21 protein-coding genes and 2 pseudogenes are annotated in these 21,560 nt (G+C 39.3%); 16 read left to right on the top strand and 7 right to left on the bottom strand.

From position 1 onward, the window contains the following. Window positions 1-326 precede the first annotated feature (326 nt). Both N1I86_RS04495 and N1I86_RS04490 read left to right on the top strand, forming a co-directional pair. A complete protein-coding gene (locus N1I86_RS04495; RefSeq protein WP_270584231.1) occupies window positions 327-1,196 on the top strand; it encodes a Cof-type HAD-IIB family hydrolase in 870 nt (289 codons plus the stop codon). Window positions 1,197-1,406: 210 nt separating this feature from the next. Beyond that, window positions 1,407-2,924: a coproporphyrinogen III oxidase gene (locus N1I86_RS04490; RefSeq protein WP_003353782.1), complete on the top strand. Its 1,518-nt coding sequence runs from the start codon at window positions 1,407-1,409 to the stop codon at window positions 2,922-2,924. Window positions 2,925-3,074: 150 nt separating this feature from the next. On the opposite strand, the gene N1I86_RS04485 is transcribed toward N1I86_RS04490, so the two are convergent. After that, the gene (locus tag N1I86_RS04485; RefSeq protein ID WP_003353781.1) at window positions 3,075-3,260 is read right to left on the bottom strand and encodes a YhzD family protein; all 186 of its coding nucleotides are present in this window, start codon (window positions 3,258-3,260) and stop codon (window positions 3,075-3,077) included. 187 nt (window positions 3,261-3,447) lie between these two features. On the opposite strand from N1I86_RS04485, the gene N1I86_RS04480 reads away from it, so the two are divergent. The 4 genes from N1I86_RS04480 to yhaM all read left to right on the top strand — a co-directional run bounded on the left by N1I86_RS04480 (window position 3,448) and on the right by yhaM (window position 10,036). After that, window positions 3,448-4,493, top strand: a protein-coding gene (locus tag N1I86_RS04480) for an IS630-like element ISBs2 family transposase (RefSeq protein ID WP_076611651.1) whose coding sequence is annotated in 2 segments (ribosomal slippage) — window positions 3,448-3,951 and window positions 3,954-4,493 — 1,044 coding nt in all. Because the reading frame shifts where the segments join, the coding sequence is not laid out codon by codon here. Between the two features lie 171 nt (window positions 4,494-4,664). Next, a complete protein-coding gene (locus N1I86_RS04475; protein ID WP_341095154.1) occupies window positions 4,665-5,909 on the top strand; it encodes a metallophosphoesterase family protein in 1,245 nt (414 codons plus the stop codon). Continuing rightward, window positions 5,896-8,856 carry an ATP-binding protein gene (locus N1I86_RS04470; RefSeq protein ID WP_341095152.1) on the top strand — a complete coding sequence of 987 codons (2,961 nt, stop codon included), beginning with the start codon at window positions 5,896-5,898 and terminating at the stop codon, window positions 8,854-8,856. Before N1I86_RS04475 ends, N1I86_RS04470 begins: the two co-directional genes overlap by 14 nt. 241 nt (window positions 8,857-9,097) lie before the next feature. Continuing rightward, on the top strand, window positions 9,098-10,036 hold the full coding sequence (gene yhaM / locus N1I86_RS04465; protein WP_003353778.1) for a 3'-5' exoribonuclease YhaM: 939 nt from the start codon (window positions 9,098-9,100) through the stop codon (window positions 10,034-10,036). Window positions 10,037-10,751: 715 nt separating this feature from the next. Here the strand turns inward: yhaM and N1I86_RS04460 are convergent. Further along, window positions 10,752-12,111, bottom strand: a pseudogene (locus N1I86_RS04460) (IS1182 family transposase). Window positions 12,112-12,444: 333 nt separating this feature from the next. On the opposite strand from N1I86_RS04460, the gene N1I86_RS04455 reads away from it, so the two are divergent. Beyond that, window positions 12,445-12,639: a sporulation YhaL family protein gene (locus tag N1I86_RS04455; RefSeq protein WP_003353772.1), complete on the top strand. Its 195-nt coding sequence runs from the start codon at window positions 12,445-12,447 to the stop codon at window positions 12,637-12,639. 205 nt (window positions 12,640-12,844) lie between these two features. On the opposite strand, the gene N1I86_RS04450 is transcribed toward N1I86_RS04455, so the two are convergent. Then, window positions 12,845-13,720 (bottom strand): peptidylprolyl isomerase, encoded by an 876-nt coding sequence (locus tag N1I86_RS04450; protein WP_341095150.1) that lies wholly within the window; start codon window positions 13,718-13,720, stop codon window positions 12,845-12,847. Between the two features lie 438 nt (window positions 13,721-14,158). Between N1I86_RS04450 and N1I86_RS04445 the strand changes: the two genes are divergently transcribed. Both N1I86_RS04445 and N1I86_RS04440 read left to right on the top strand, forming a co-directional pair. Beyond that, window positions 14,159-14,245 (top strand): YjcZ family sporulation protein, encoded by an 87-nt coding sequence (locus N1I86_RS04445; RefSeq protein ID WP_061778555.1) that lies wholly within the window; start codon window positions 14,159-14,161, stop codon window positions 14,243-14,245. A gap of 37 nt (window positions 14,246-14,282) precedes the next feature. Continuing rightward, window positions 14,283-14,369 (top strand): YjcZ family sporulation protein, encoded by an 87-nt coding sequence (locus tag N1I86_RS04440; protein ID WP_040341153.1) that lies wholly within the window; start codon window positions 14,283-14,285, stop codon window positions 14,367-14,369. A gap of 42 nt (window positions 14,370-14,411) precedes the next feature. Here N1I86_RS04440 and N1I86_RS04435 read toward each other — a convergent pair whose 3' ends face one another. After that, window positions 14,412-14,597, bottom strand: coding sequence for a hypothetical protein (locus tag N1I86_RS04435; RefSeq protein ID WP_003353770.1), 186 nt, complete (start codon window positions 14,595-14,597; stop codon window positions 14,412-14,414). 430 nt (window positions 14,598-15,027) lie between these two features. Next, window positions 15,028-15,168: a ribbon-helix-helix protein, CopG family gene (locus N1I86_RS04430; RefSeq protein WP_003352379.1), complete on the bottom strand. Its 141-nt coding sequence runs from the start codon at window positions 15,166-15,168 to the stop codon at window positions 15,028-15,030. Window positions 15,169-15,174: 6 nt separating this feature from the next. Here N1I86_RS04430 and N1I86_RS04425 point away from each other — a divergent pair. From N1I86_RS04425 to N1I86_RS04405, 5 genes and pseudogenes are all read left to right on the top strand, one after another. Next, window positions 15,175-16,044 (top strand): annotated as a pseudogene (locus tag N1I86_RS04425) (RNA-guided endonuclease InsQ/TnpB family protein); the annotation flags it as partial. Window positions 16,045-16,354: 310 nt separating this feature from the next. Next, window positions 16,355-16,690, top strand: a complete 336-nt coding sequence (locus tag N1I86_RS04420) for a PadR family transcriptional regulator (protein ID WP_341095148.1) — start codon at window positions 16,355-16,357, stop codon at window positions 16,688-16,690. 10 nt (window positions 16,691-16,700) lie between these two features. Further along, window positions 16,701-17,378, top strand: a complete 678-nt coding sequence (locus N1I86_RS04415) for a DUF1129 family protein (RefSeq protein WP_341095146.1) — start codon at window positions 16,701-16,703, stop codon at window positions 17,376-17,378. A 368-nt stretch (window positions 17,379-17,746) separates the two neighbouring features. Beyond that, complete coding sequence (locus N1I86_RS04410) at window positions 17,747-18,055, top strand: hypothetical protein (RefSeq protein ID WP_003353765.1); 309 nt, start codon at window positions 17,747-17,749, stop codon at window positions 18,053-18,055. Between the two features lie 128 nt (window positions 18,056-18,183). Beyond that, the gene (locus N1I86_RS04405) at window positions 18,184-18,732 is read left to right on the top strand and encodes a hypothetical protein (protein ID WP_003353763.1); all 549 of its coding nucleotides are present in this window, start codon (window positions 18,184-18,186) and stop codon (window positions 18,730-18,732) included. A gap of 265 nt (window positions 18,733-18,997) precedes the next feature. On the opposite strand, the gene N1I86_RS04400 is transcribed toward N1I86_RS04405, so the two are convergent. Continuing rightward, window positions 18,998-19,138 carry a ribbon-helix-helix protein, CopG family gene (locus N1I86_RS04400; protein WP_003352379.1) on the bottom strand — a complete coding sequence of 47 codons (141 nt, stop codon included), beginning with the start codon at window positions 19,136-19,138 and terminating at the stop codon, window positions 18,998-19,000. 87 nt (window positions 19,139-19,225) lie between these two features. Between N1I86_RS04400 and N1I86_RS04395 the strand changes: the two genes are divergently transcribed. Both N1I86_RS04395 and N1I86_RS04390 read left to right on the top strand, forming a co-directional pair. Next, on the top strand, window positions 19,226-20,338 hold the full coding sequence (locus N1I86_RS04395) for an RNA-guided endonuclease TnpB family protein (RefSeq protein ID WP_003353982.1): 1,113 nt from the start codon (window positions 19,226-19,228) through the stop codon (window positions 20,336-20,338). Between the two features lie 258 nt (window positions 20,339-20,596). Further along, window positions 20,597-20,932 carry a DUF1878 family protein gene (locus N1I86_RS04390; RefSeq protein WP_003353760.1) on the top strand — a complete coding sequence of 112 codons (336 nt, stop codon included), beginning with the start codon at window positions 20,597-20,599 and terminating at the stop codon, window positions 20,930-20,932. Here N1I86_RS04390 and N1I86_RS04385 read toward each other — a convergent pair. Next, a complete protein-coding gene (locus tag N1I86_RS04385; RefSeq protein WP_003353759.1) occupies window positions 20,929-21,504 on the bottom strand; it encodes an HTH-type transcriptional regulator Hpr in 576 nt (191 codons plus the stop codon). The genes N1I86_RS04390 and N1I86_RS04385 overlap by 4 nt on opposite strands. Window positions 21,505-21,560: the final 56 nt, after the last annotated feature.

Raw genomic sequence — 21,560 nt, 5'->3', positions numbered from 1 at the left:
ATGATCTTCTTTCATCCGCATAAATGGAAAAGGTGATTTTTTTGCATTTGTCTAAGTTACATTTTACTGCGATGATCGCGAAATTGGCGAGACTCCTGCGAGAAAAGCGAGCCAGGCGAGACCCCGCAGCGAGGAACGAGCGAGGAGGCTCGCGGATCGCCCGCGGAAAGCGAGTGAATTTCGCGATCATCAAAAAGGCGGTGCCCCTGGGTCATTTTGCCTTGGCTGCCAGTCTGTTCATTCATAGCGAGCGGGAATAAGTTCTAATTCTGCTTGTTCCTTCATAAAAGTATAAAGAGACGGTTCGATAATAAGGGGGAACATCGATGGTCTATCGTTTACTGGCGGTAAACATAGATGGAACAATACTTCAGGACAATGGCCGTTTAAATAAGATGACGAAAGAAGCAATTGAATATGCGCAAGAAAAAGGAATTTATATTTGTTTAGTATCGGGAAGACATTATCCTTCCGTAAAAAAAGTCGCTAAATCGCTGAAAGTAGACAGCTGTTTAATTGCTCATCAAGGAGCTTTTGTAGCAAAGCAACTCGATAAACCAATCTTATTGAAACGAATTCAAGAAGATATTACGTATGAACTCACCCGTTTTTTAGAATCCTTTCATTGTCGTATTTGCTTATCACATGAAAAATTTTCTGTCAGCAATAAAATGGATTTGCCCGATTCTCTAGTTGGAAGAACGGTTTGGCAGCGCACGAATAATCGTATGCTATACCCTCAATACTTTGTGGAGTCTGTAAGCAACTATTTGGAAAAAGAGCCGGTCTCTCCTCCTAAAATGGAAATCATTTTTCAGAATCCTAGAGATTTGGAAGATGCAAAAAAAGCGATAGAAGGCATGTATGATGAAGTGGCTGTCATCCGCACGGATCAAAACCGTTTCGATATTGTCCCAAGCGGGGTGTCGAAGTTTCAAGGACTGGTGTACTTATGCGAAAGAATAAATGTTTCGCTAAAAGAAGTGGTCATGATTGGGTCTGGCATCGACGATTTGCCTCTCTTGCACAATGCAGGTCTTGGGGTTGCCATGGGCAATGCTCCTGATCATGTAAAAGAAGCTGCTGATTGGGTGACAAGATCCAATCAGGAAAATGGGGTATCTTATGTCGTGAAAGAGTTATTTAGGAGACAGCGGCCGATCCGATTTTTAGAAAAAATGGATCACTTAAAATAAGTCGCATCTTTCATCGCCCTTGTTTCGACAAAGGGCGTTTTTTTATGGCTAATAGTATATGGGAATTATTCGAGATTTTTCAAATGAGGAAATATGGATTTGTTCTGTTTTATCTGTAGGCTTTTAGGTGAACAAATGGATGGATCCTTGACCGATGGACGATTCATTCAGTAAACTAAAAAATAGTTTACATATTGAAAGGTGATACGATTGAATATTCTTGTGACAGGCACAGTAGATGAACGTTTGCATAGACCTCTTCAACTAATTGCCAATTTATTTTTTGAAGAGACCGATATTCTTTTGGAAGAGGAGAATCTTCCCGACGAGATCCTCAAAGTGAAATTGGATATCCAAGCCAATTCAGTCATAAAAGTAAAAATGGCTTTATCGGCGCCAGACTCCGCGAAGATCTATCAATCTTCAGTAGAAAAAGCGGCGGATCCAACCCAAACGGAAAAAGAATATTTTAAGCAAGTTAAAAAGGCTGTATCGCACGCATTTCTTGAAGTGCTGCAACAATATACCGGAATCCGGCAGCAGTGGGGATTTTTAACCGGCATTCGTCCAACAAAGCTGCTCCATAAAAAATTGCGGAGCGGGATTTCTAAAGAAGAGGCTCATGAACAATTAAAAAAAGAGTATTTAATTACGGATGAAAAGATTCAATTAATGGAGAAAATTGTGGATCGACAACTAACGATTGTCCCTGATCTTTATCATTTGCAAAATGAAGTGAGCATTTATATTGGCATACCGTTTTGCCCAACGAAGTGCGCTTACTGTACTTTTCCTGCTTTTGCAATCCAGGGAAAACAAGGGAGAGTGGCTTCGTTCTTAGGCGGTCTTCATTATGAAATGGAGAAAATCGGCCAATTTTTAAAAGATAACGGTATAAAAATCACAACGATTTATTATGGAGGAGGCACGCCAACTTCGATCACCGCAGAGGAAATGGATCTTTTATATGAACAAATGTATCGATCATTTCCGGGGGTTGAGAACGTAAGAGAAATTACCGTTGAAGCAGGCAGACCCGATACGATTACGCCAGAAAAACTTGAAGTGCTAAAAAAATGGAATATTGACCGGATCAGCATCAATCCGCAATCTTACATTCAAGAAACGTTGAAAGCCATTGGCCGCCACCATACAGTGGAGGAAACGATTGAAAAATTTCACTTGGCTCGAAGCATGGGAATGAATAATATCAACATGGATTTGATTATCGGTCTACCTGGTGAAGGAGTGCGGGAATTTCAATATTCATTAGATAAAACAGAAAAACTAATGCCAGAATCTCTGACGATTCATACCCTATCGTTTAAACGTGCATCGGTCATGACCCAAAATAAAGACAAATATCCGGTGGCAAGCCGGGAAGAAGCAGAAGAAATGATGAAATTGGCCCAAGACTGGACCGCAGCGCACAACTATGTTCCTTATTATTTGTACCGGCAAAAAAACATTTTAGGGAACCTTGAAAATGTCGGATATGCCTTACCGGGGCGAGAAAGCATCTATAACATTTTGATCATGGAAGAAGTGCAGACTATCATTGGATTAGGATGCGGGGCAGCAAGCAAATTTATCGATCCGGAAACTGGAAAAATTGAACGTTTTGCTAATCCGAAAGACCCGAAATCGTATAATGAACGTTACGAAGAATATACAGAAAAAAAGCTTCAGATTTTACAGCAGCTTTTCTGCAAAAAACAGCCTGCTTGATAAGGCTGTTTTTTGATTTGCATGGAAAAACATGATGGAGACTTGCGGGAGAGAACTATTAACATCAAGGCAGATTGATGAAAGAATCGATAGAAAGTCATGCTGAATTTCAAAGTTGAAGAAGTTTAGCCTTCTCATAGAGTTTCTTTTTTATGAGTGAAACAGCAAAAGTTTTCCTGCTGACGATGTGCATCGGTGCGTGTAATCGGAAAAGCCTTTTTCCTTTAGAATTTGGCTGCCTTTTTCTTTAGCCTCATGGTCGTTGGCTGCTTCAAACGTATCATCTAATAACTTTTCACCATTTTTTTGGAAGACAGTCAGCGTATATTCTTTCACGGCAGAAACCTCCCAATATTCACCTAATTAAAAATAAGAATATTTAAAATATTTTGTTTAAACATTGTAAACGATTCTCGCTTATTTTTCAATGGATAAGTTTTTGAATATATAAATTGAAATAAAGGTTTTCTCCCGTTCCACGGCGAATAAATACAAAGAGAAAATAGGGGAACGGAGAGAAAATATGATGCCAAATCACAAAGACGAGATCGAAAAGTTGTCCACTGCCATGAAAGAAGCAAAAAGTAAACGAGCATATGAACGCTACCAAGCGATTTATCTTCATTTGCAGGGATATACCAAAGGAGAAATCGCAACGATTATTGGTCGATCCAAGAAAACTATTTATAACTATATTCATGCCTACGCCCAGCGCGGTCTTGATGGACTGGAGATGAAATACTCACCTGGCGCCCCACGTCGATTGACCCCTGAGCAGGAAAAAGAGCTGGCTTTGATCATTGAACATCAGCTCCCCGTAGATGTGGGATTCGAAGCAAAATATAATTGGACGCTTGCGATAATCGCTGAACTCATTCAACAAAAGTGGGGGCCAACATACACGCTTCGCGGAACAAGTGACATTCTGCATCGGTTAGGGCTAAGCTATACGAAACCGACCTATACACTAGCCAATGCCGATGAAGAGAAACAAAAAGAATTCGTCGAAATCACCTTCCCTGAAGTAAAAAAAAACTGGTAGATGGGAACATCGCCCATGTCCTCTTTCAAGATGAGTCGATGATTCGTGATTACCAAGCGATTCAAAAAACATGGTTTGTCAAAGGAAAACAACGAATCATTCCGACGTTTGGAAAACATCAAGGGCTGAAGCTGATTGGCACGTTGAACTACGAAACAGGGGAAGTGTTTTGCATCGAAGAAGAATGCTATGACGCGGAAACATTTCTTCGATTTCTTCAACTTGTGTTAGAACGCTATCCCACAGGCAAAATAGTGATGATTTTAGATAACGCTCGAATTCACCATGCCAAACTCATTCAGCCATTTTTAAAAGAACACGAAGATCGGTTAGAGCTCGTCTTTTTGCCACCATACAGTCCGCAATTGAACTTGATTGAAGGGCTATGGAAATGGCTGAAATCAGACGTGATTTACAACGTGTTCTATTCGAGTGTGCAAGAAATTAGAAAGAATGTCCAAGCCTTTATTCAGCGAATCAACCAGAAACCAGAACAAACGATCGATCGTTTGTGTGTTCAGTTGTAAATCTTTAATTCAACTTATATAGATTGTCGGATAATCTGTCTCCTTTGCAAATTGGCCAAAATATCTTTCAGTTTTCACTGTGATGAGGCTAGATTTCAATAGAAAATCTTTCATAATAAAAGTATAATGAAAGAACATACATTCGATTTTTGGCTTGGAGGGAATGCCATCGTGAAACAAATTCGATTTATTCATACGGCGGATCTGCATTTGGATAGTCCGTTTATCGGTTTGGAACAGCGCCTGCCTCCGGAGTTATTTGCAAGAATACGAGAAAGTACTTTTCGTTCTTTTCATAGAATCATAGATGAAGCCATCAAAAGAGAAGTGGATTTTGTTCTTGTATCGGGTGATCTATTCGACGGTGAAGACAGAAGCATTAAAGCACAGGCTCGGCTGCAAGCAGAAATGAATCGATTAAAACAGCATGGCATTTCTGTATATATTCTTCACGGAAATCATGATCATTTAAACGGCCAATGGGTGTCGCTGAAATTGCCATCCAATGTTCATGTTTTTTCTTCTCAAGTAGAAGCTATTCGCCATCAGACAAAAGCGGGAGCGATTGTTCACTTGTATGGATTCAGTTATGATAAACGCCATGTATGGGAGCGGAAAATAAACGAGTACCAAAAGCAAGACGGAGCGGATTTTCATATCGGTTTGCTTCACGGTTATGAGGAAAGCGGAAAATCAAGCCATCAACCTTACGCCCCATTTTCAGTCAATGATCTGCTGGAAAAACAATTTGATTATTGGGCGCTTGGACATATTCATCAAACAAAGATTTTACACAAAGATCCTTATATTCTCTATCCCGGGAACATTCAAGGACGTCATCGAAAAGAAATTGGAGCGAAAGGCTGTTATCTCGTTGAATTGGATCAAACCGGAACGCGCCTTGAATTTATTGAAACGGCTGATATTCAATGGAAAAAAGAAGTCTTGAAGCTATCGGAAGAGGAAAGTTTTCATTCTTTTTTCATGCGTTTGAAGCAGATGATGGAGGATAACCGTCAAACGAATCAAGGTGTCATGCTGGAAATTCAGTTGGAAAATGTGTCTAATCGAGAAATAAGAGATAAAATCACGAGCGGAGAATTATTGGAAACTCTGCAAGACGGCGAAGATCTAAATGAGTTGTTTGTTTGGGTACATCGGTTTATCATCGATCCGCAGCATCCTCTGAAATTCAAAGAAAATCATCCATTTTATCGGGAATTTGAAAAGCAGACGGCGTCTTTAACAAAAGAAGATTGGGAAGAGGCGCTTTCCTCCCTTTATTTTCATTATAAAACGAGCCGCTTCTTAACTGATCTGACGGAGGAAGAAAAAGAGGAAATGTTAGAAGAAGCGAAACGCTTGATTCAAGAAGGATTGGCAGAGGAAGGAGCAATGAGCGGTGAGAATTTCTGATCTTCATATATACGGCTTTGGAAAATTGGAAAATTTTTATTTAAAGGACTTGAAATCATTGCAGCTCATTTACGGGGAAAATGAAGCGGGAAAATCGACCATTATGGCGTTTATCCATGCCGTTTTATTCGGATTTCCTACCAGACAAGCAAAGAATTATGAACCGAAAACCCATTCCAAATATGGTGGGAAATTGACGCTTGAAACCGTGAATATGGGCAAAGCAGTCATTGAAAGAGTGAAAGGAACATCCTCCAGTTCGGTGACAGTAAGGCTCGACGATGGAACGATAGGCGGTGAAGATCTTCTACGTCGACTGTTAAATGGAATGGATGAGAACTTTTACCGTTCTATTTTTTCATTTGACGTCCATGGTCTGCAAAAACTTCACCAATTAAAAGAGGAAGATATCGGCCGCTTTTTATTTTCCGCCGGAACCGTCGGGACAGATTCCTTATACCGGCTGGAGAAAAAACTGCAGAAAGAAATGGAAAAGCTTTATAAGCCAAACGGACGAAATCCGGTTATTAATCAAGAATTACAGACATTGAAGGAACTGGAGGCAGATGTTAAAAAAGGGAAAAAGAAAAATGACCAATATCTTCATGTTTTAGTAGAAATCGAGAATCACAAACAGCATTTATCAAAGCTGTCCGTCGAAGAAGGGAAATGTCAAGCATATTTGGAAAGACTGGCAAGAGAAGAAACCATTAGACCGCTGCTTATGGAAAAACAGCGGTTGGAAGAAGAAATGAAAGCCATCGGAGAAGTGGCATTTCCGGTGGATGGCATTTCCCGGCTTGAAAAGCATTTGGATCGGCTCCATCATTTAGAAGGGATGATTTCTGCTTTACAAGAAAAGATCGATTGGAAAGAAAAGCAAATCCGGCGATGGCAAAACGACCTTTTATCCCTGGAGGAAGAGGCGGCCATTGAGGCAAGTGCGAATCAAAGTGCCGAGTATAAAAAGTGGCAAGAAGATTGGCAAAATGATCAAATGAAAATCTCAGAATTAAACAGTCAATTGGAAGAGCTCAAGACGTATCTTCATTTTGAACATTTCACGGACGAAGAAATTTATCAGATTGATACGAGTATGGATGTAAAACGACGAATTAAGGAGGAAATTCAAAAGCTTATTCGTCTCATTTCGCAAAAAGAGCACATCGAAAAAGCTTTGCAAACTAACCGCAGCGAGCTTCAAACGGCGGAAAAGGAATGTGAGAAGATTGAGGAGCTGTTATTGCCGGAGCAAGAATTTCGAACGCTGCAAAAAAAAGCGGAAAACCAAACTGAAAAAGAATCTTTGGCAAAGGAAATTCGTTGGCTTGAACTACAACTACAAAAAATCGAGACAGAAAAACAGGCAAAAAAGAGGAATAAGCAGCCTCTTGCCGCCGGTTTCGTTTTTGTTTTTTCAATCGTTTTAGCTCTATGGCTTGTCATTCAACACGAGTGGCTTCTGCTTTCAGTACCTTTTTTTGGATTTGTTGCCGCCTTTTTATTATGGACGAAAAAAACTCCGGATCTTTTGGAAGAACAAGAAAAAGAGCTAAAAAAGGAAATCAATCAACGTAAGAAAGAAATTCAGGAAATGGGGTATCTTCTGACAAAAGAAGAGGCCTCTATGTATCGAAAACAAACCGAACTGCGGGACAGATGGAAACAATCGATTATGAGACTGGAACAATTGGAGCAGCAAAAGAGTAAGCTGATTTCGGACAAAAAGGAATGGGAGCGGGAATTTTCTGAAAACTTGTTGAGAGTTCAAAGAATTCAGCACAAGCTTTGTTTTCCGAAAACAATGGAATGGAATATTTTGGATGAGGCGTTTGAAAAACTTTTAAGTATGAAAGACATCATTCGTCAGAAAAAAATATGCCAAGAAAGAATGAAAGAAATGGAAGAGTCTATTCAAAGATGGAAAGATCAATTGCATCGATGGACAAAGACTCTTGGTTTACCGGACCACGATATAGAATATGTGCTGTTTCAATTAAAAGAACAGTTGAAAAGAAATAAAGAGAAAGCCTTGCAAATAAAGGAAACGAGCAAACAAGCAGAGCAGTATAAAGAGGAGCTTCAGGCAGTGATAAAGGAAAAAGCTGAATTTGAAAGGGAAATTCAGAAACTGTTTGCGTCCGCTAATACGGAAACAGAAGAAGATTTTCGGAAAAATGGGACTCAATGGAAAAAACTTGAACAGTTGAAAGAACGTTTAGCACTCATCCATCGTCAGGTGCCTGACAGCCCGGACCTTCTATTTCCGCTCGATCAGCCCGCAAAATGGAAAAAAGCCAAACTAGAAGTCGAAGAAAAGTTGAAAGAACTAGGACAGGAGAAAAAAAGAGTACAGGCAGATCTAGCGAAATGGGAGTATGAGAAAAAGGTTTTAGAAGAGGGCGGGACTTACGCAGAACGGCTTCATCTTTTCCATCTTCAGCGGTCGGTAGTAAACGAAAAAGCAAAAAAATGGGCGCAGCTAGCGATTGCAAAACATATCTTTGCTAAAACGGTGAAGCATTTTAAAGATCAAAAACTTCCACTTGCTTTGCAAAAAGCAGAAGAACTTTTAAGCATGTTGACAAATGGACGGTATATTCACCTTTATACGAATGAAGAAGGAAAGTTTTATGTAAAACGAAAAGATGGGATGTTTTTTGAACCGCAAGAATTAAGCCAGGCCACCGGTGAACAGGTGTATGTGTCCCTTCGTCTTGCTCTCGCTTCCGTCTTGCAGGAAGAATATCCATTTCCGCTCATCATTGATGACGCCTTTGTCCATTTTGATCATAAACGAATGTCCGCAGTGGCAGAAGTATTAAAAGAGGTTAGCCGCCATACACAAATATTGATTTTTACATGCCATCAACATGTTAAAATGTATTTTCCGGAAACTTCTATTATTCATTTAGAAGAACCTGACTGGGCGAACGTAACAAAATGATCAAAATAAATGAGCTGGCTGCAGAATCGCCGTCTGCCTATCCATATATTTGTTTGCCGATTGGGTGAAACGGAATTTTTATATAAAGTTTTAAAAAATATTTGGGAACCATTTTTGAACGAATGGCTGCCCATGAGTTTTCTTTTACATTCGCTTCCTTCAGGATGAATAATCAAATACTGTTTATGTGATATAATGGTGTCGATTAAATCCATTGCCGGTGTACAGGAGGAAAAACTGAATGGTTCAGGGAATTATCCATTATGAGGCAGGACAGTCTGTCGATTGTTATTTATTGATTAAATCCATGACGAAAAGCACAGCCGTCAATGGAAAACCGTATTTAAACTTGATTCTTCAAGACAAAAGCGGTGAAATTGAAGCGAAACTATGGGATGCGACAGAACAGGATGAAAAACAATATCGGGCGGAAACGATTGTAAAAGTGCTCGGAGATATTCAAAATTACCGCGGGCGAAATCAACTAAGAATTCGGCAAATCCGACCGGCCTCCGAAAATGAAGGAGTCAAAATTCAAGACTTTGTTATGTCGGCCCCGATGCATTCGGATGAGATGGCAGAAATCATCACTCAGTTTATTTTTGAATTGAAAAATCCTAATATCCAAAGGATCACTCGTTACTTGCTGAAAAAATATTCTGAGCCTTTTTATCAATATCCGGCAGCTACTAAAAACCATCATGAATTTGTATCCGGATTAGCTTATCATGTCGTTTCCATGTTAAAACTGGCAAAGGCCATTGCGGATTTATATCCTTCTTTAAATCGGGATTTGCTCTATGCCGGTGTGATTCTTCATGATCTGGGCAAAGTCATTGAGTTGTCGGGCCCCGTTGCGACTACCTATACGGCTGAAGGAAATTTGTTGGGGCATATCACGATCATGATCAATGAAATTGCCAAGGCGGCCGAAGAGCTGGGCATCGAAGGAGAAGAGGTGTTTATTCTCCAGCATATTGTTTTAAGCCACCACGGAAAGCCGGAATGGGGGAGCCCGAAGCCGCCGTTAATCAAAGAAGCGGAAATTCTTCATTACATTGATAATATTGATGCGAAGATGAATATGCTGGATCGAGCTTTAGAAAAAACGAAACCGGGAGAATTTTCCGAGCGAATTTTCGCTATGGATAACCGCTCTTTTTATAAGCCAAAGTTTTAATTAGTATATTCGATTTCATTCCTATTTCACTTTTATGCTTTCAAATGTTTGGAATAGACCCCTAGAGGGGTCTATTTTATGTGTGCGCCCGGCATGGGTGTAATCTATAGGGTGAAAGTCCCGAGCTGCGAAGGCAGAAGTAGCAGTTAGCTTAACGCAAGGGTGTCCGTGGTGACGCGGAATCTGAAGGAAGCGGGCGGCAAACTTTAAGGTCTCTCGGAACACGAACTTCATATGAGGCTAGGTATCACTGGGTGAGTTTGCACAACAAAACAAAGCCCTTTCTGCCGAAGGTGATACAGAGTAAATGAAGCAGATGGATGGAAGGAAAGATTACACTCTTACCCGGGGAGGTCTGATGGATACGTGAAGTAGCCTTCATAACCTACTTAGTGATAAGTAGCTGAGCCATCAGAAGTCAGCAGAGGTCATAGTACGAATTGGTCTAGAACAATTCGGAAGGACTGAACAATTAAGAGAGAATAGCCCTTTGCATTCAGTGTGTCATGTTGAACACAGAAAACGTAGTACCTCACTTGAGGAAGGAAACGGTGAATCCCGTGGGGGACCTCTTGGAGGGTGGAGTGACCACTGGCATAAGAAGATAAGCTATTCACGGAAGTTATAAAGACTTGCGTCAATTATCTTAATTGAACCGCCGTATACGGAACCGTACGTACGGTGGTGTGAGAGGACGGGAGTTAATCGCTCCCTCCTACTCGATTATTGCTGGACTTTTCCATGTCCAGCAAGCCATCTTTTTCAAATTCATTGCAGCAAAAGTTAGCATCGCCTGCATGGACAATTTTTTTACACCTCTTAAAGTTGTCCAACGCATACCATGCTTTTCCTTTGCATCAGCAAAAACACGTTCAATAGTTTCTTTCCGTCTTGCATAAATGCTCTTATTCTCTTGTGTATGCCGAAGATGATCAGCTTCCTCTAAATAAAATTCCCATACATGTCGCTGAATTAGTTTTTTATGCTCCTTACTTTGGGTGCATTTCGAGAGGAATGGACAATCTTTACACTGGACTGGATCAGAAAAATATTGACGATAGCCTTCCTTCGTCGTAGTTGCATATTTTAACACTTGTCCTTGCGGACAAAGATAACAATCGTAGTATTCATCGTAAACATACTCATGTTTTTTGAAATAACCATCCTTTGTACGAGGGCGAGTATAAGGTAAAGCAGGGGTCATATCATTTTCAAATATGTATTGGGCAACGGCGGGAGTTTTATATCCAGCGTCAGCAGCAACTACAACCGGTTTTCCATGTTTTTCTATGACTTTTTCAAGAAGCGGCTCCAATACGGAACTGTCATGAATATTCCCTGGCGTTACAATAGCCCCCAAAACAAAGCCATTTCGATCCGCAGCAGCATGGAATGAGTAAGCAAACTGTTTTGTTCGCTCGTCTTTTACGTAGTAACCACTTTCCGGATCAGTGGTACTTTCTTTTATTTCTTTATATTCTTCTTTCCCAAATTTATCTGGAGGAAATGGCTTTTTTCCATGTGCTTCTCGATCAGCATTTATCTCATCTTGTAGACGTGCTTGATAGGCTTTCGTTTCTTTTCGAACCACTTTCTTCACAAAGCTTATTCGCACTCGCTTTGACATGAGTAGAATCAATAAAGACATGCTCACTGCTTATCAGCTTCTTATCTGCAGCTTCTTTCAAAATGCGATAGAATATCTGTTCAAATAAGTCTGTATCCTTAAAGCGTCGCTCGTAGTTTTTCCCAAACGTTGAAAAGTGAGGTACCTTATCATAAAAACCAAATCCAAGAAACCAACGGTAAGCCAGATTCGTTTCGATTTCCTCTATAGTTTTTCGCATGGAACGAATACCGAAGGTATATTGGATGAAAGCCATTTTAATCAATACAACTGGATCAATACTTGGTCGACCTCTTTCCGATGAATACATGTCTTGAACAAGCGAATAGATAAATGAAAAATCAATCGCAGCGTCGATTTTACGAACCAAATGATCTGCAGGTACAAGTTGGTCTAAAGCTATCATTTCTATTTGATCACGATTCATCTGTGTATTTTTTGTTAGCACTTCATCCACCTTAATTCATTACGGTATCTTAATTATACAAAAAAAGACTGTCGGCAAATCCGGTTTTTTCGGATTTGTCGACAGTCTGAGACCTCTTTTTAGAGGTCTTTTTTTAAGGGAAGAATTCCTTTTGAAAGTGGAAAAGATAGATCGTGCGGCTCTCTTTCTCCCCATTCCATTCTGATATTTTTCTTTATCATGACGTTTCGTTGCGGGAGACCTGAATGACGTCTAGTTGGCGGTAACAGAGGATAATGGAAAAAATTATAGGAATAGGCAACGTTTCCGTCTCATAAGATGTAGTAAATGCGGACAAGTTAGGAGAGGTGGAAAATGACGGTACCGTTTTGGATGTATTTCGTTGTGGCAGGAATATTTATTAGTGCATTTATGGTGATTAAAACGGCGAGAGAAGATCGGAAGGCAGACCAGGAATGGATCGAAAAAGAAGGCGAAGTATTTATAAAGAGGATGCAAGAAGAGAAAAAAAAGAAACAGAAACAAGATCAGGAACAACAAGGAGCATAAACGTAAAAGGCGCTTCAAAAGAATTCTTCTTTTGGAGCGCCTTTTTATATGGCTAGTCCGAATCGTGGAAAAAAGGCGAATGAAAAATTGATTGCGAGAAGAAGAAAAGGCATGCTGCACTTGTTCGCTTTCAAAAAAATGCTGCCTTTCTGAAACGAAAGGCGTTCCGTTTCAAAAAAGCAGCACACATTATTATTTCACATTATTATTTATTGGAGGTTGCTTCGGAAAACAAACCATTAAAGTCTTTGTCTTCGACTTTTACATTAGCATCTTTCAGCACTTCGTTAAGTTTTTTCTGCATCTTAGTTTGATCGACTTTCGAGAGTTTCAGTTCTTCTTTCAATTGATCTTTTACTTCGTTAAACGGTTTTTTCTTTTTCTTATCTGTAATTTGGATAATATGGTAGCCGTATTCTGTTTTAATCGGTTTGCTTATTTCTTTGACTTTCAAAGTATCAAGCGCTTTAGTGAATTCAGGAACAAATTGCTTGCGGCCTTGGTAATCGATCCATCCTAAATCTCCTCCATTGTTGGCGGAAGCTGTGTCTTTGGAGTATTTTTTGGCAAGATCCTCGAATTTGGCCCCTTTATCCAGCTGCGCTTTTATTTCATTTGCCGTTTTTTCATCATCGACTAATATATGGCGGACTTTGATTTCCGGCCGCCATTTTTTATAATAATTTTTCAATTCTTGATCGCTGATTTTAATATCGGCCGTTGCCGCTTTTTGCTCTAATAGTTCCAATTTTAAGTAGTCTTTAAATCCCTTTTCGTCCATGCCGTATTGGGCGAGGAACGCTTCATATTGTGAACCAAGTTGGTCTTTTATTTTTTGAAGCTTGTCATTCAGCTCTTTATCCGAAACTTTATATTTTTCAGATAAAACTTTTTTGTACACCAATTCTTGCAACGCTTGTTGTGTTTGTTGAGGATATTTTTCTTTCATAGCGTTGTACAGATCTTCTTTTGTAATATTTCCTTCATTCGTTTTTACAACGGTATCATCTCCGCCGTTTCCGCATGCAGCAAGAACAATCATCCCGGCTGACAACGACAAAGAGAGAATCCATTTTTTCATTCGTTCAACAACTCCTACACTTAATTTCATTTTTATATTCTTTATCCACATAGACATACTATATCACAATTATGCGGAATTACCAAAGTTTTTCTTTTTTATGACCGACAAGAAAATAGGCGTTTGCTTCAGTCAAAATATACCGGGTTACATACGATACAAATAACAGAAAAGGAGGTATGGCGGGAATGAAAAGTTTTCCGCTGAAAGAGTAGGTCCTAATAGGGTTAGTCAGTTGAAAAATCCGGATTAGAATTTGGCAGAAAACAAGAATGTTTGGAAACTTCTGTTGTCGAAGCCATATTGTTAAATCCTTTCTAATCAGGTTTAATCATCTGATGACCTATACAGTCGTCTTCAAGCGGGAAAAAGGCCTAAACCAAAAATAAAACAAATGAATAGTATGATATAGACCAATGTGTAAGGAGGTGATCGGTATTGGGTGCAGCTTATGGCGGAGGGTTTGCATTAATTGTGGTGCTCTTCATCCTTCTCATCATTGTTGGTGCAGCATGGCTATATTAACAAATGAAAAATGTGAAAATAAAGGAGGAACTCGGATATGTCTGGAGCATATGGCGGAGGATTCGCACTTGTCGTTGTGTTGTTCATTTTGCTTATTATCATCGGTGCATCTTGGATTTACTAGATATTGGAATAAAAGCCAGGCGATGCCTGGCTTTTATTCCACTTATGTATAGAGAATTTCGATATAAGAAGAAATGAGCAGAATAGTGATTAAAATGTTAATCGTTCTAAACACTTTCGGCTGGCGATCTTCCGGTATGTCTTTTTGCATACATAGCGTGTTGGTAAGTCTATTGATATTGTATAAAATGAAAATAGAAAATAATATGAACACGAAGATTACTGACATGATGCTCCCTCCTTTTTCATAACCTTATTCATCAGGGTGATAAATAGAATATTTAGGCACCTCACAATTAAAAAGATAACGATTAGGCATGTTGAGGCTAATTCATGTGCATGATTTCGAATGAAAATGGTTTTGTATACCGAGGAATTAAACGAAATTTTCAATAAATAGAAATTTTTGTTATGTCAGATGTCAAAACGGATCAATAAACCTAAAAATGATTGCGAAAAGGATGCTACCATACTTTACGACGAAATAAGCAAAAAATCAATAGAAAATAAATGATTTGGATGGCCGTTGAGCAAGCTTTTTTGGATCAGCGTTCTTTTAACGTCTTTCCGAAAGAAGTCTCCCATCCTCTAGGAATGTGAAGGTGTGAATAGCACCAATGAGTAGGTGGGAGATGAATTTCGGTTGGCTTTAGCCAAAGTTATTTTTCCAATCCTTTTCTCAACAATTCTAAGATTGCGGCTGTTCTAGTTGGAATCCCATTTTCTTTTTGATATTGCTCCAATTTTTCTAATATCGTCTTAGGCATACGAATTTCTACACGTTCTTTCTCTTCTCTCATGATTATCATGCACAAATGAACTTACAGACTGCTTATAAGAATTTCTTTGAAGGAAATGCGGATTTTCCAAAGTTCAAAAATCGTAAAGCAAAACAATCCTATACAACTAATATGGTCAACGGAAATATTAAGCTAGAAAATGGTCATATCAAACTGCCAAAAATCAAAAAGCCAATAAAAATGAAACAGCATAGAGAGATACCTGCTGATTATAAAATCAAATCTTGCACTATTTCTAAAACAAAGACAGGCAAATACTACATTTCAATTTTGACAGAATATGAGAAAGATATTCGTCCAGTTAAAATACAGAAAGTTGTTGGTTTGGATTTTGCTATGGATGGTCTATATGTCGAGAGTGAACAGGGTAAGAAAGCCAATTACCCACGTTACTATCGGCAAGCCTTAGATAAATTAGCAAAAGCACAACGAATTCTTTCTCGAAGAAAGAAAGGTTCTGCAAGATGGGAAAAACAACACCTGAAAGTGGCTAAGCTACATGAAAAGACAGCGAATCAGCGCAGAAACTTTCTTCATCATAAGTCAAAAGAATTAGCAACAAACTATGACGCTGTGATTATTGAGGACTTAGACATGAAAGGCATGTCTCAAGCCCTCAACTTTGGAAAAAGCGTTCATGATAACGGCTGGGGGATGTTCACTACTTTCTTAGCGTATAAGCTAAAAGAACAGGGGAAACAACTTGTGAAAATTGATAAGTGGTTTCCCTCCACTAAGAAGTGTTCATGTTGCGGCAAGGAAAAAGAAATGCCATTATCTGAACGTGTATATAAATGTTCTTGCGGCTTTGTATTAGATCGCGATCACAATTCAGCAATCAATATCAAAAATGAGGGATTACGCTTATTAGCATAAAGAATAATAACTTTCGGAACGAGAGGGTTAGCTCGGTCAATTTTCTGTCATTAGACGGGATTACCCGAGAAGCCCCCACTTCAATCAAACCGTAAGGTTGATAAGTGGAGGGTAATTCACTTTTGGCCTATATGATTCTGTCCTTTTTCCTTCATTATTTTTCCAAGCGAAAAAAGCAATCATAACATTTCTCCAGCGGTTTGCCTGCCGCTGGATTTTTTTATTGTTTTTTGCTATTTTGCATTGCAAAGTAGTTCGTTTTTTGATAAACTAACTTGCATAACAAAGTAGTTGAAATGGGGGTGGAGGGATGTCCATTCGAAGCCAGTTACTGAAAGGCATTTTAGACGGCTGTGTGCTGGCTGTGATTGAAAAAGAACCGGTTTATGGCTACATTCTTTCAAAAAAACTTCAGCAAATAGGCCTCCAGGAAATTAGCGAGGGGACGCTTTACCCGGTTCTGTTGCGCCTGCAAAAGAACGGCTGGATCCATGGAGAGATGCGACCATCCGATTCCGGGCCAAGCCGCAAGTATTATGAATTAACGGAGAAAGGAAAATCCGCGTTAGATGAGATTACAAAAGAGTGGCAGCAAATCGCAGCCCCTGTTCAACTTTTATTGAAAGGAAGAAGTGAGGATGCTTAGTGTAAAACAGTTGATTGAGGAAAACAACCGTAAACGGCAGAAACTGGCACCTGAGAACAAAAAATTTTACGACGATCTGCTTGTCTACCTTCGCCTGCAAACCGTTTTGTCCGAGCAGCAAACAGAAGAAGTGCTGATGGAACTGCTTGACCATCTGCTCGAAGGCCAAAAAGAAAACAAGACAGCTGTGCAAATGTTCGGCGGTGACCCGAAAGCATTTGCCGACGAAATCATCAGGCAACTGCCGAAAGAAAACAAACGCAATATGGTTTCTTTTACAATCAGGATAATGATCTTGCTTTTGGGGATTGATTTGGTCATTAATGGCATTACTGCTTTTGTTGTTGAACGGTTCTTTTCCAGACCTTTGCCGCCGTTTTATCCTGTACCCGCGGCCCTGAACTTTTTTATTGCCGGGCTATACGTGATCTTTGCCATTTGGTATATCTTTCGTATCTTGAAAAAGAGTTTGTTTAAGGAAAAAACAAAAAAGGAGCAAATCCTAACTTTTTTGAAAACAGATGCCGTAATCTCTGTTTTTCTGGGCGGCGTTATGTTGCTGGATAAATTCATGCCAAAAATCGGCCCGTCCTTTTCTTATCCGTGGTGGTTGCCGCTCGTTTTAGGTGTGGTGAGTTTAGGGGTTTACTATAGCTGGGAGAAAGCAGCAAAGTCCCGGGGGATATAGTTCTAGCGTGCAATAAATCTGTTGTTCAAAAGCCCGTGTGCGGTTTCGCCACGGGTTTTGCATGCGCCAGCTATGCTGCACGCAATTGCAAAAAAAAACAGCGGGGATCGTGAAAGGTTCTTCATCAGATTGATGAAAGACAAAACGGGCGGCCAGTATTCTCGAACTGTCCCTCATTGAATTGATGAAGGACAAAAAGGGCCTTCAAATTTCCCTCCGGGGTCAATTGATGATCTCATACACGTGCTCCTTTCTGTATACAATTGTATACGAATTGTCGAGAAAAAATTGATAACAAACAGAAATGATAGATAGTAGGAAAAGCAATCTTTGTGATATACTATTTGAAAAAGGAAGGAGGTAAAATAATGGATGAGATTTTGCAGCAAATTCTTCATGAATTGAGAGATTTAAAAAGTGATGTGTCCGGTTTAAAGAGCGATGTTTCCAGCTTAAAAGCAGGGCAGGAACGCATTGAAACGAAAGTAGACAACCTTGCTTTGGAACTGCGAAGCAATTTTAAATTCACAAACGATAAACTGGAAGAACATAAAAGCATTTTTACAGTTGTTTCAAATGAAATCAAAGGCATTAAGGGCGATATTGAGTTTCTTAGCGGGAAATCCGGCAAGCATGACACAGAAATTAACCATATTATGAATATGTTAAGAGGTTAATGTACATGCACCCAACCCGGGGGCTTTTTGTTTCTACAAGTAGGGCTTGCTGAACGAATCAAATTTGGCTTGTATCTGACCAAATTTGATTCGTTCAGCAAGCCCTAAATAGAGCACGGGGGGATGTAGTGAAAAAATTAACCGAAGAAAAATTTTTGCTCATTTTAAATGCTGATGCGAGAAGCCGGTTGCTGACATTTTCCGATCTGCGGAAATTTTTATGCGCATTGTTTGTTTATTCTTTGGTGATGATCGGAGTCGCATACAAAGTTGTAAATGGCGGAAATATCGGATGGGAAAACTTGTCTCCTTTTTGGCAACGGGTATTTCGCCTTGAAATCCTGTTGTTTATCGTGCATGTACTTTCAATCCTTTTATCTACTCCGAGCCGTCCTTTCAGCTGGAGGTTCCCAAGTATTGCCGCCGTTATTTTTATGTACAAGGCTGCGTTTGACGCATTTGTTGCATTTATGATGTTAGCAAAAGACAAGCATATTGATGATGTTTACGTCTGGACGGCGCTGTACAGTATAGCGGCTTGTGTGCTTTTTCATCTTTTCTTTCTTTATTTTTGGATCAGAAAAAGGATCCATCTGCAGGAGATCGGCAATCTAGAGGTAAAAACGTACAACAAGCAGTCATTCCGACCCTTTACCGTTATCAATTGTATGCGGTGAACAACCGCGTGAAAAACTTGGCTATATATCCACATACGGATTGGGAAAAGGTGAGTGTCACATCCGAAAAAGCGGACACCCAGGAATAATCCATAAAGGCCCTGTCTTTGGCAGGGCCTTTTCCTTTCCGGCTTGCCGGGATCGGGAGAGCAGAGCGTCTTTTTAACGGCTTTCCGAAAGAAGTCTCCCATCCTCAAGGAATGTGAAGGTGCGAATCGCACCAATGAGTAGGTGGGAGATGAATTTCGGTTGGCTTTAGCCAAAGTTATTTTTCCAATCCCTTTCTCAACAATTCTAAGATTGCGGCTGTTCTAGTTGGAATCCCATTTTCTTTTTGATATTGCTCCAATTTTTCTAATATCGTCTTAGGCATACGAATTTCTACACGTTCTTTCTCTTCTCTCATGATTATCACCTCATATTGATTGTACGGATTTTTTACGGTATAATCAATATATACGAAATTTTTCCGCACAAAGTGAGGTGAATTGATATGGCCAAGCAAAACAAAGCTTTCAAGTTTCGTTTGTTACCAAACAAAGAACAATCCGCATTATTAGCTAAGACATTTGGTTGTGTTCGCTTTGTCTACAATAAGATGTTAGCTGAACGCAAAGAAACGTATGAAAAGTTCAAGGATGATAAAGAATTGCTTAAAAAGCAAAAGTTTCCGACCCCTGCAAAATATAAAAGTGAATTTCCATTCCTAAAAGAAGTGGATTCTTTAGCTTTGGCAAATGCACAAATGAACTTACAGACTGCTTATAAGAATTTCTTTGAAGGAAATGCGGATTTTCCAAAGTTCAAAAATCGTAAAGCAAAACAATCCTATACAACTAATATGGTCAACGGAAATATTAAGCTAGAAAATGGTCATATCAAACTGCCAAAAATCAAAAAGCCAATAAAAATGAAACAGCATAGAGAGATACCTGCTGATTATAAAATCAAATCTTGCACTATTTCTAAAACAAAGACAGGCAAATACTACATTTCAATTTTGACAGAATATGAGAAAGATATTCGTCCAGTTAAAATACAGAAAGTTGTTGGTTTGGATTTTGCTATGGATGGTCTATATGTCGAGAGTGAACAGGGTAAGAAAGCCAATTACCCACGTTACTATCGGCAAGCCTTAGATAAATTAGCAAAAGCACAACGAATTCTTTCTCGAAGAAAGAAAGGTTCTGCAAGATGGGAAAAACAACACCTGAAAGTGGCTAAGCTACATGAAAAGACAGCGAATCAGCGCAGAAACTTTCTTCATCATAAGTCAAAAGAATTAGCAACAAACTATGACGCTGTGATTATTGAGGACTTAGACATGAAAGGCATGTCTCAAGCCCTCAACTTTGGAAAAAGCGTTCATGATAACGGCTGGGGGATGTTCACTACTTTCTTAGCGTATAAGCTAAAAGAACAGGGGAAACAACTTGTGAAAATTGATAAGTGGTTTCCCTCCACTAAGAAGTGTTCATGTTGCGGCAAGGAAAAAGAAATGCCATTATCTGAACGTGTATATAAATGTTCTTGCGGCTTTGTATTAGATCGCGATCACAATTCAGCAATCAATATCAAAAATGAGGGATTACGCTTATTAGCATAAAGAATAATAACTTTCGGAACGAGAGGGTTAACTCGGTCAATTTTCTGTCATTAGACGGGATTACCCGAGAAGCCCCCACTTCAATCAAACCGTAAGGTTGATAAGTGGAGGGTAGTTCACAAGCACCAAACGTACCGTTCATCTTGTCTTTTAGGAATAGCTTAAATTCAAGTTTTACTGTAAGATAATATTGAATGGCCCGGTAAGTATGATTGACTGTTCGAAATAGAGCGTCTATTTGTGGTATGGTGAAATGACATGGAGGATATTATAAAACGATTGGAAATGTTGGAATACCATCAACAACTGTTGATTCAGATGGTCGATAAGAACCGACATGAATTTGATTGGCTGATTATAAAAAATCGGCTCACAAAAGAGGAAACGGCCGAATTTTTTGAACTTTGTGAGGAGTTGAACAAGAAATATCAAGAGCAAAAAGCGGACGGATTTGTTTTTCATGTTCCGCTTTTTCAAGAATTTGAAAAAAGGCTTCATTCCAAGTTGGATTGTAAAGAGGTCATCGCTGCATGCATAAAACAAGGGCTCTATAAAGAATTAATGATTCAGCTGTACAAAAATCTTTCCAACTAACTCGTTATTTTTTCGGTGGGTTCGTTCGTGGAAATGAAGGTATCTTCCTTCTGAAAGTTTTCGTCTATGTTTTGAAGGGAGGTTTCGATAATTTCCATGAAATCGTCCCCGTACAAATTTTTAATGATCACACTGAGTTCTAAAAAATCAGGAAATTTACCAAACAGTTTATTTAGGGGCAGTGCCGCTTGCACGACGGAATTGGCTTCCGGATTAAATTTTTCCATTAGGTCATGAAGGATCGTTTCCCCTTCATTTGTCAACTCAACATACGTATTTCGCTTGTCCGATTCTTTCTTGGAAAATTTTAAATAGCCTTGTTCTTCTAGTTTCTTTGAAAAGTTAAAGGCAGTGGAAACGTGCATGACGCCAAACTTAGCGATATCAGAAATAGAGGCTCCTTTTAAATGATAGGCGATCCATAAGATATGGTGTTCATTAATGTTAAGGTTATACGGTTTGATCCATTGCTGCCAATCTTTTTCAACCGCTTTCCAAAGGGCCTTGCTTAACTGTGCTACTCTTTGGGAAAATAGCATTACCTCATGTATGGAAACTTCTTGCTTTTTCACTTTCTATCACCTTCTTTTTAAAATTGAACAGGTTTTTCTGAAAGTATTCTCTAACA

Origin of the sequence: Bacillus sp. FSL W8-0116 (assembly GCF_038003825.1) — a bacterium.
Classification (GTDB): domain Bacteria; phylum Bacillota; class Bacilli; order Bacillales; family DSM-4216; genus Bacillus_O; species Bacillus_O smithii.
Note: the sequence above shows the minus strand (reverse complement) of the source record. Positions and strands in the feature narration are given on the sequence as shown.

Excerpts from the sequence above, each read along its gene's own strand:
- N1I86_RS04495 (WP_270584231.1), top strand. The coding sequence starts at position 327 with ATGGTCTATCGTTTACTGGCGGTAAACATAGATGGAACAATACTTCAG.
- yhaM (WP_003353778.1), top strand. The coding sequence starts at position 9,098 with ATGGTTCAGGGAATTATCCATTATGAGGCAGGACAGTCTGTCGATTGT.
- N1I86_RS04455 (WP_003353772.1), top strand. The coding sequence starts at position 12,445 with ATGACGGTACCGTTTTGGATGTATTTCGTTGTGGCAGGAATATTTATT.
- N1I86_RS04450 (WP_341095150.1), bottom strand. The coding sequence starts at position 13,720 with ATGAAAAAATGGATTCTCTCTTTGTCGTTGTCAGCCGGGATGATTGTT.
- N1I86_RS04440 (WP_040341153.1), top strand. The coding sequence starts at position 14,283 with ATGTCTGGAGCATATGGCGGAGGATTCGCACTTGTCGTTGTGTTGTTC.
- N1I86_RS04435 (WP_003353770.1), bottom strand. The coding sequence starts at position 14,597 with ATGTCAGTAATCTTCGTGTTCATATTATTTTCTATTTTCATTTTATAC.
- N1I86_RS04430 (WP_003352379.1), bottom strand. The coding sequence starts at position 15,168 with ATGAGAGAAGAGAAAGAACGTGTAGAAATTCGTATGCCTAAGACGATA.
- N1I86_RS04420 (WP_341095148.1), top strand. The coding sequence starts at position 16,355 with ATGTCCATTCGAAGCCAGTTACTGAAAGGCATTTTAGACGGCTGTGTG.
- N1I86_RS04410 (WP_003353765.1), top strand. The coding sequence starts at position 17,747 with ATGGATGAGATTTTGCAGCAAATTCTTCATGAATTGAGAGATTTAAAA.
- N1I86_RS04400 (WP_003352379.1), bottom strand. The coding sequence starts at position 19,138 with ATGAGAGAAGAGAAAGAACGTGTAGAAATTCGTATGCCTAAGACGATA.
- N1I86_RS04395 (WP_003353982.1), top strand. The coding sequence starts at position 19,226 with ATGGCCAAGCAAAACAAAGCTTTCAAGTTTCGTTTGTTACCAAACAAA.
- N1I86_RS04390 (WP_003353760.1), top strand. The coding sequence starts at position 20,597 with ATGGAGGATATTATAAAACGATTGGAAATGTTGGAATACCATCAACAA.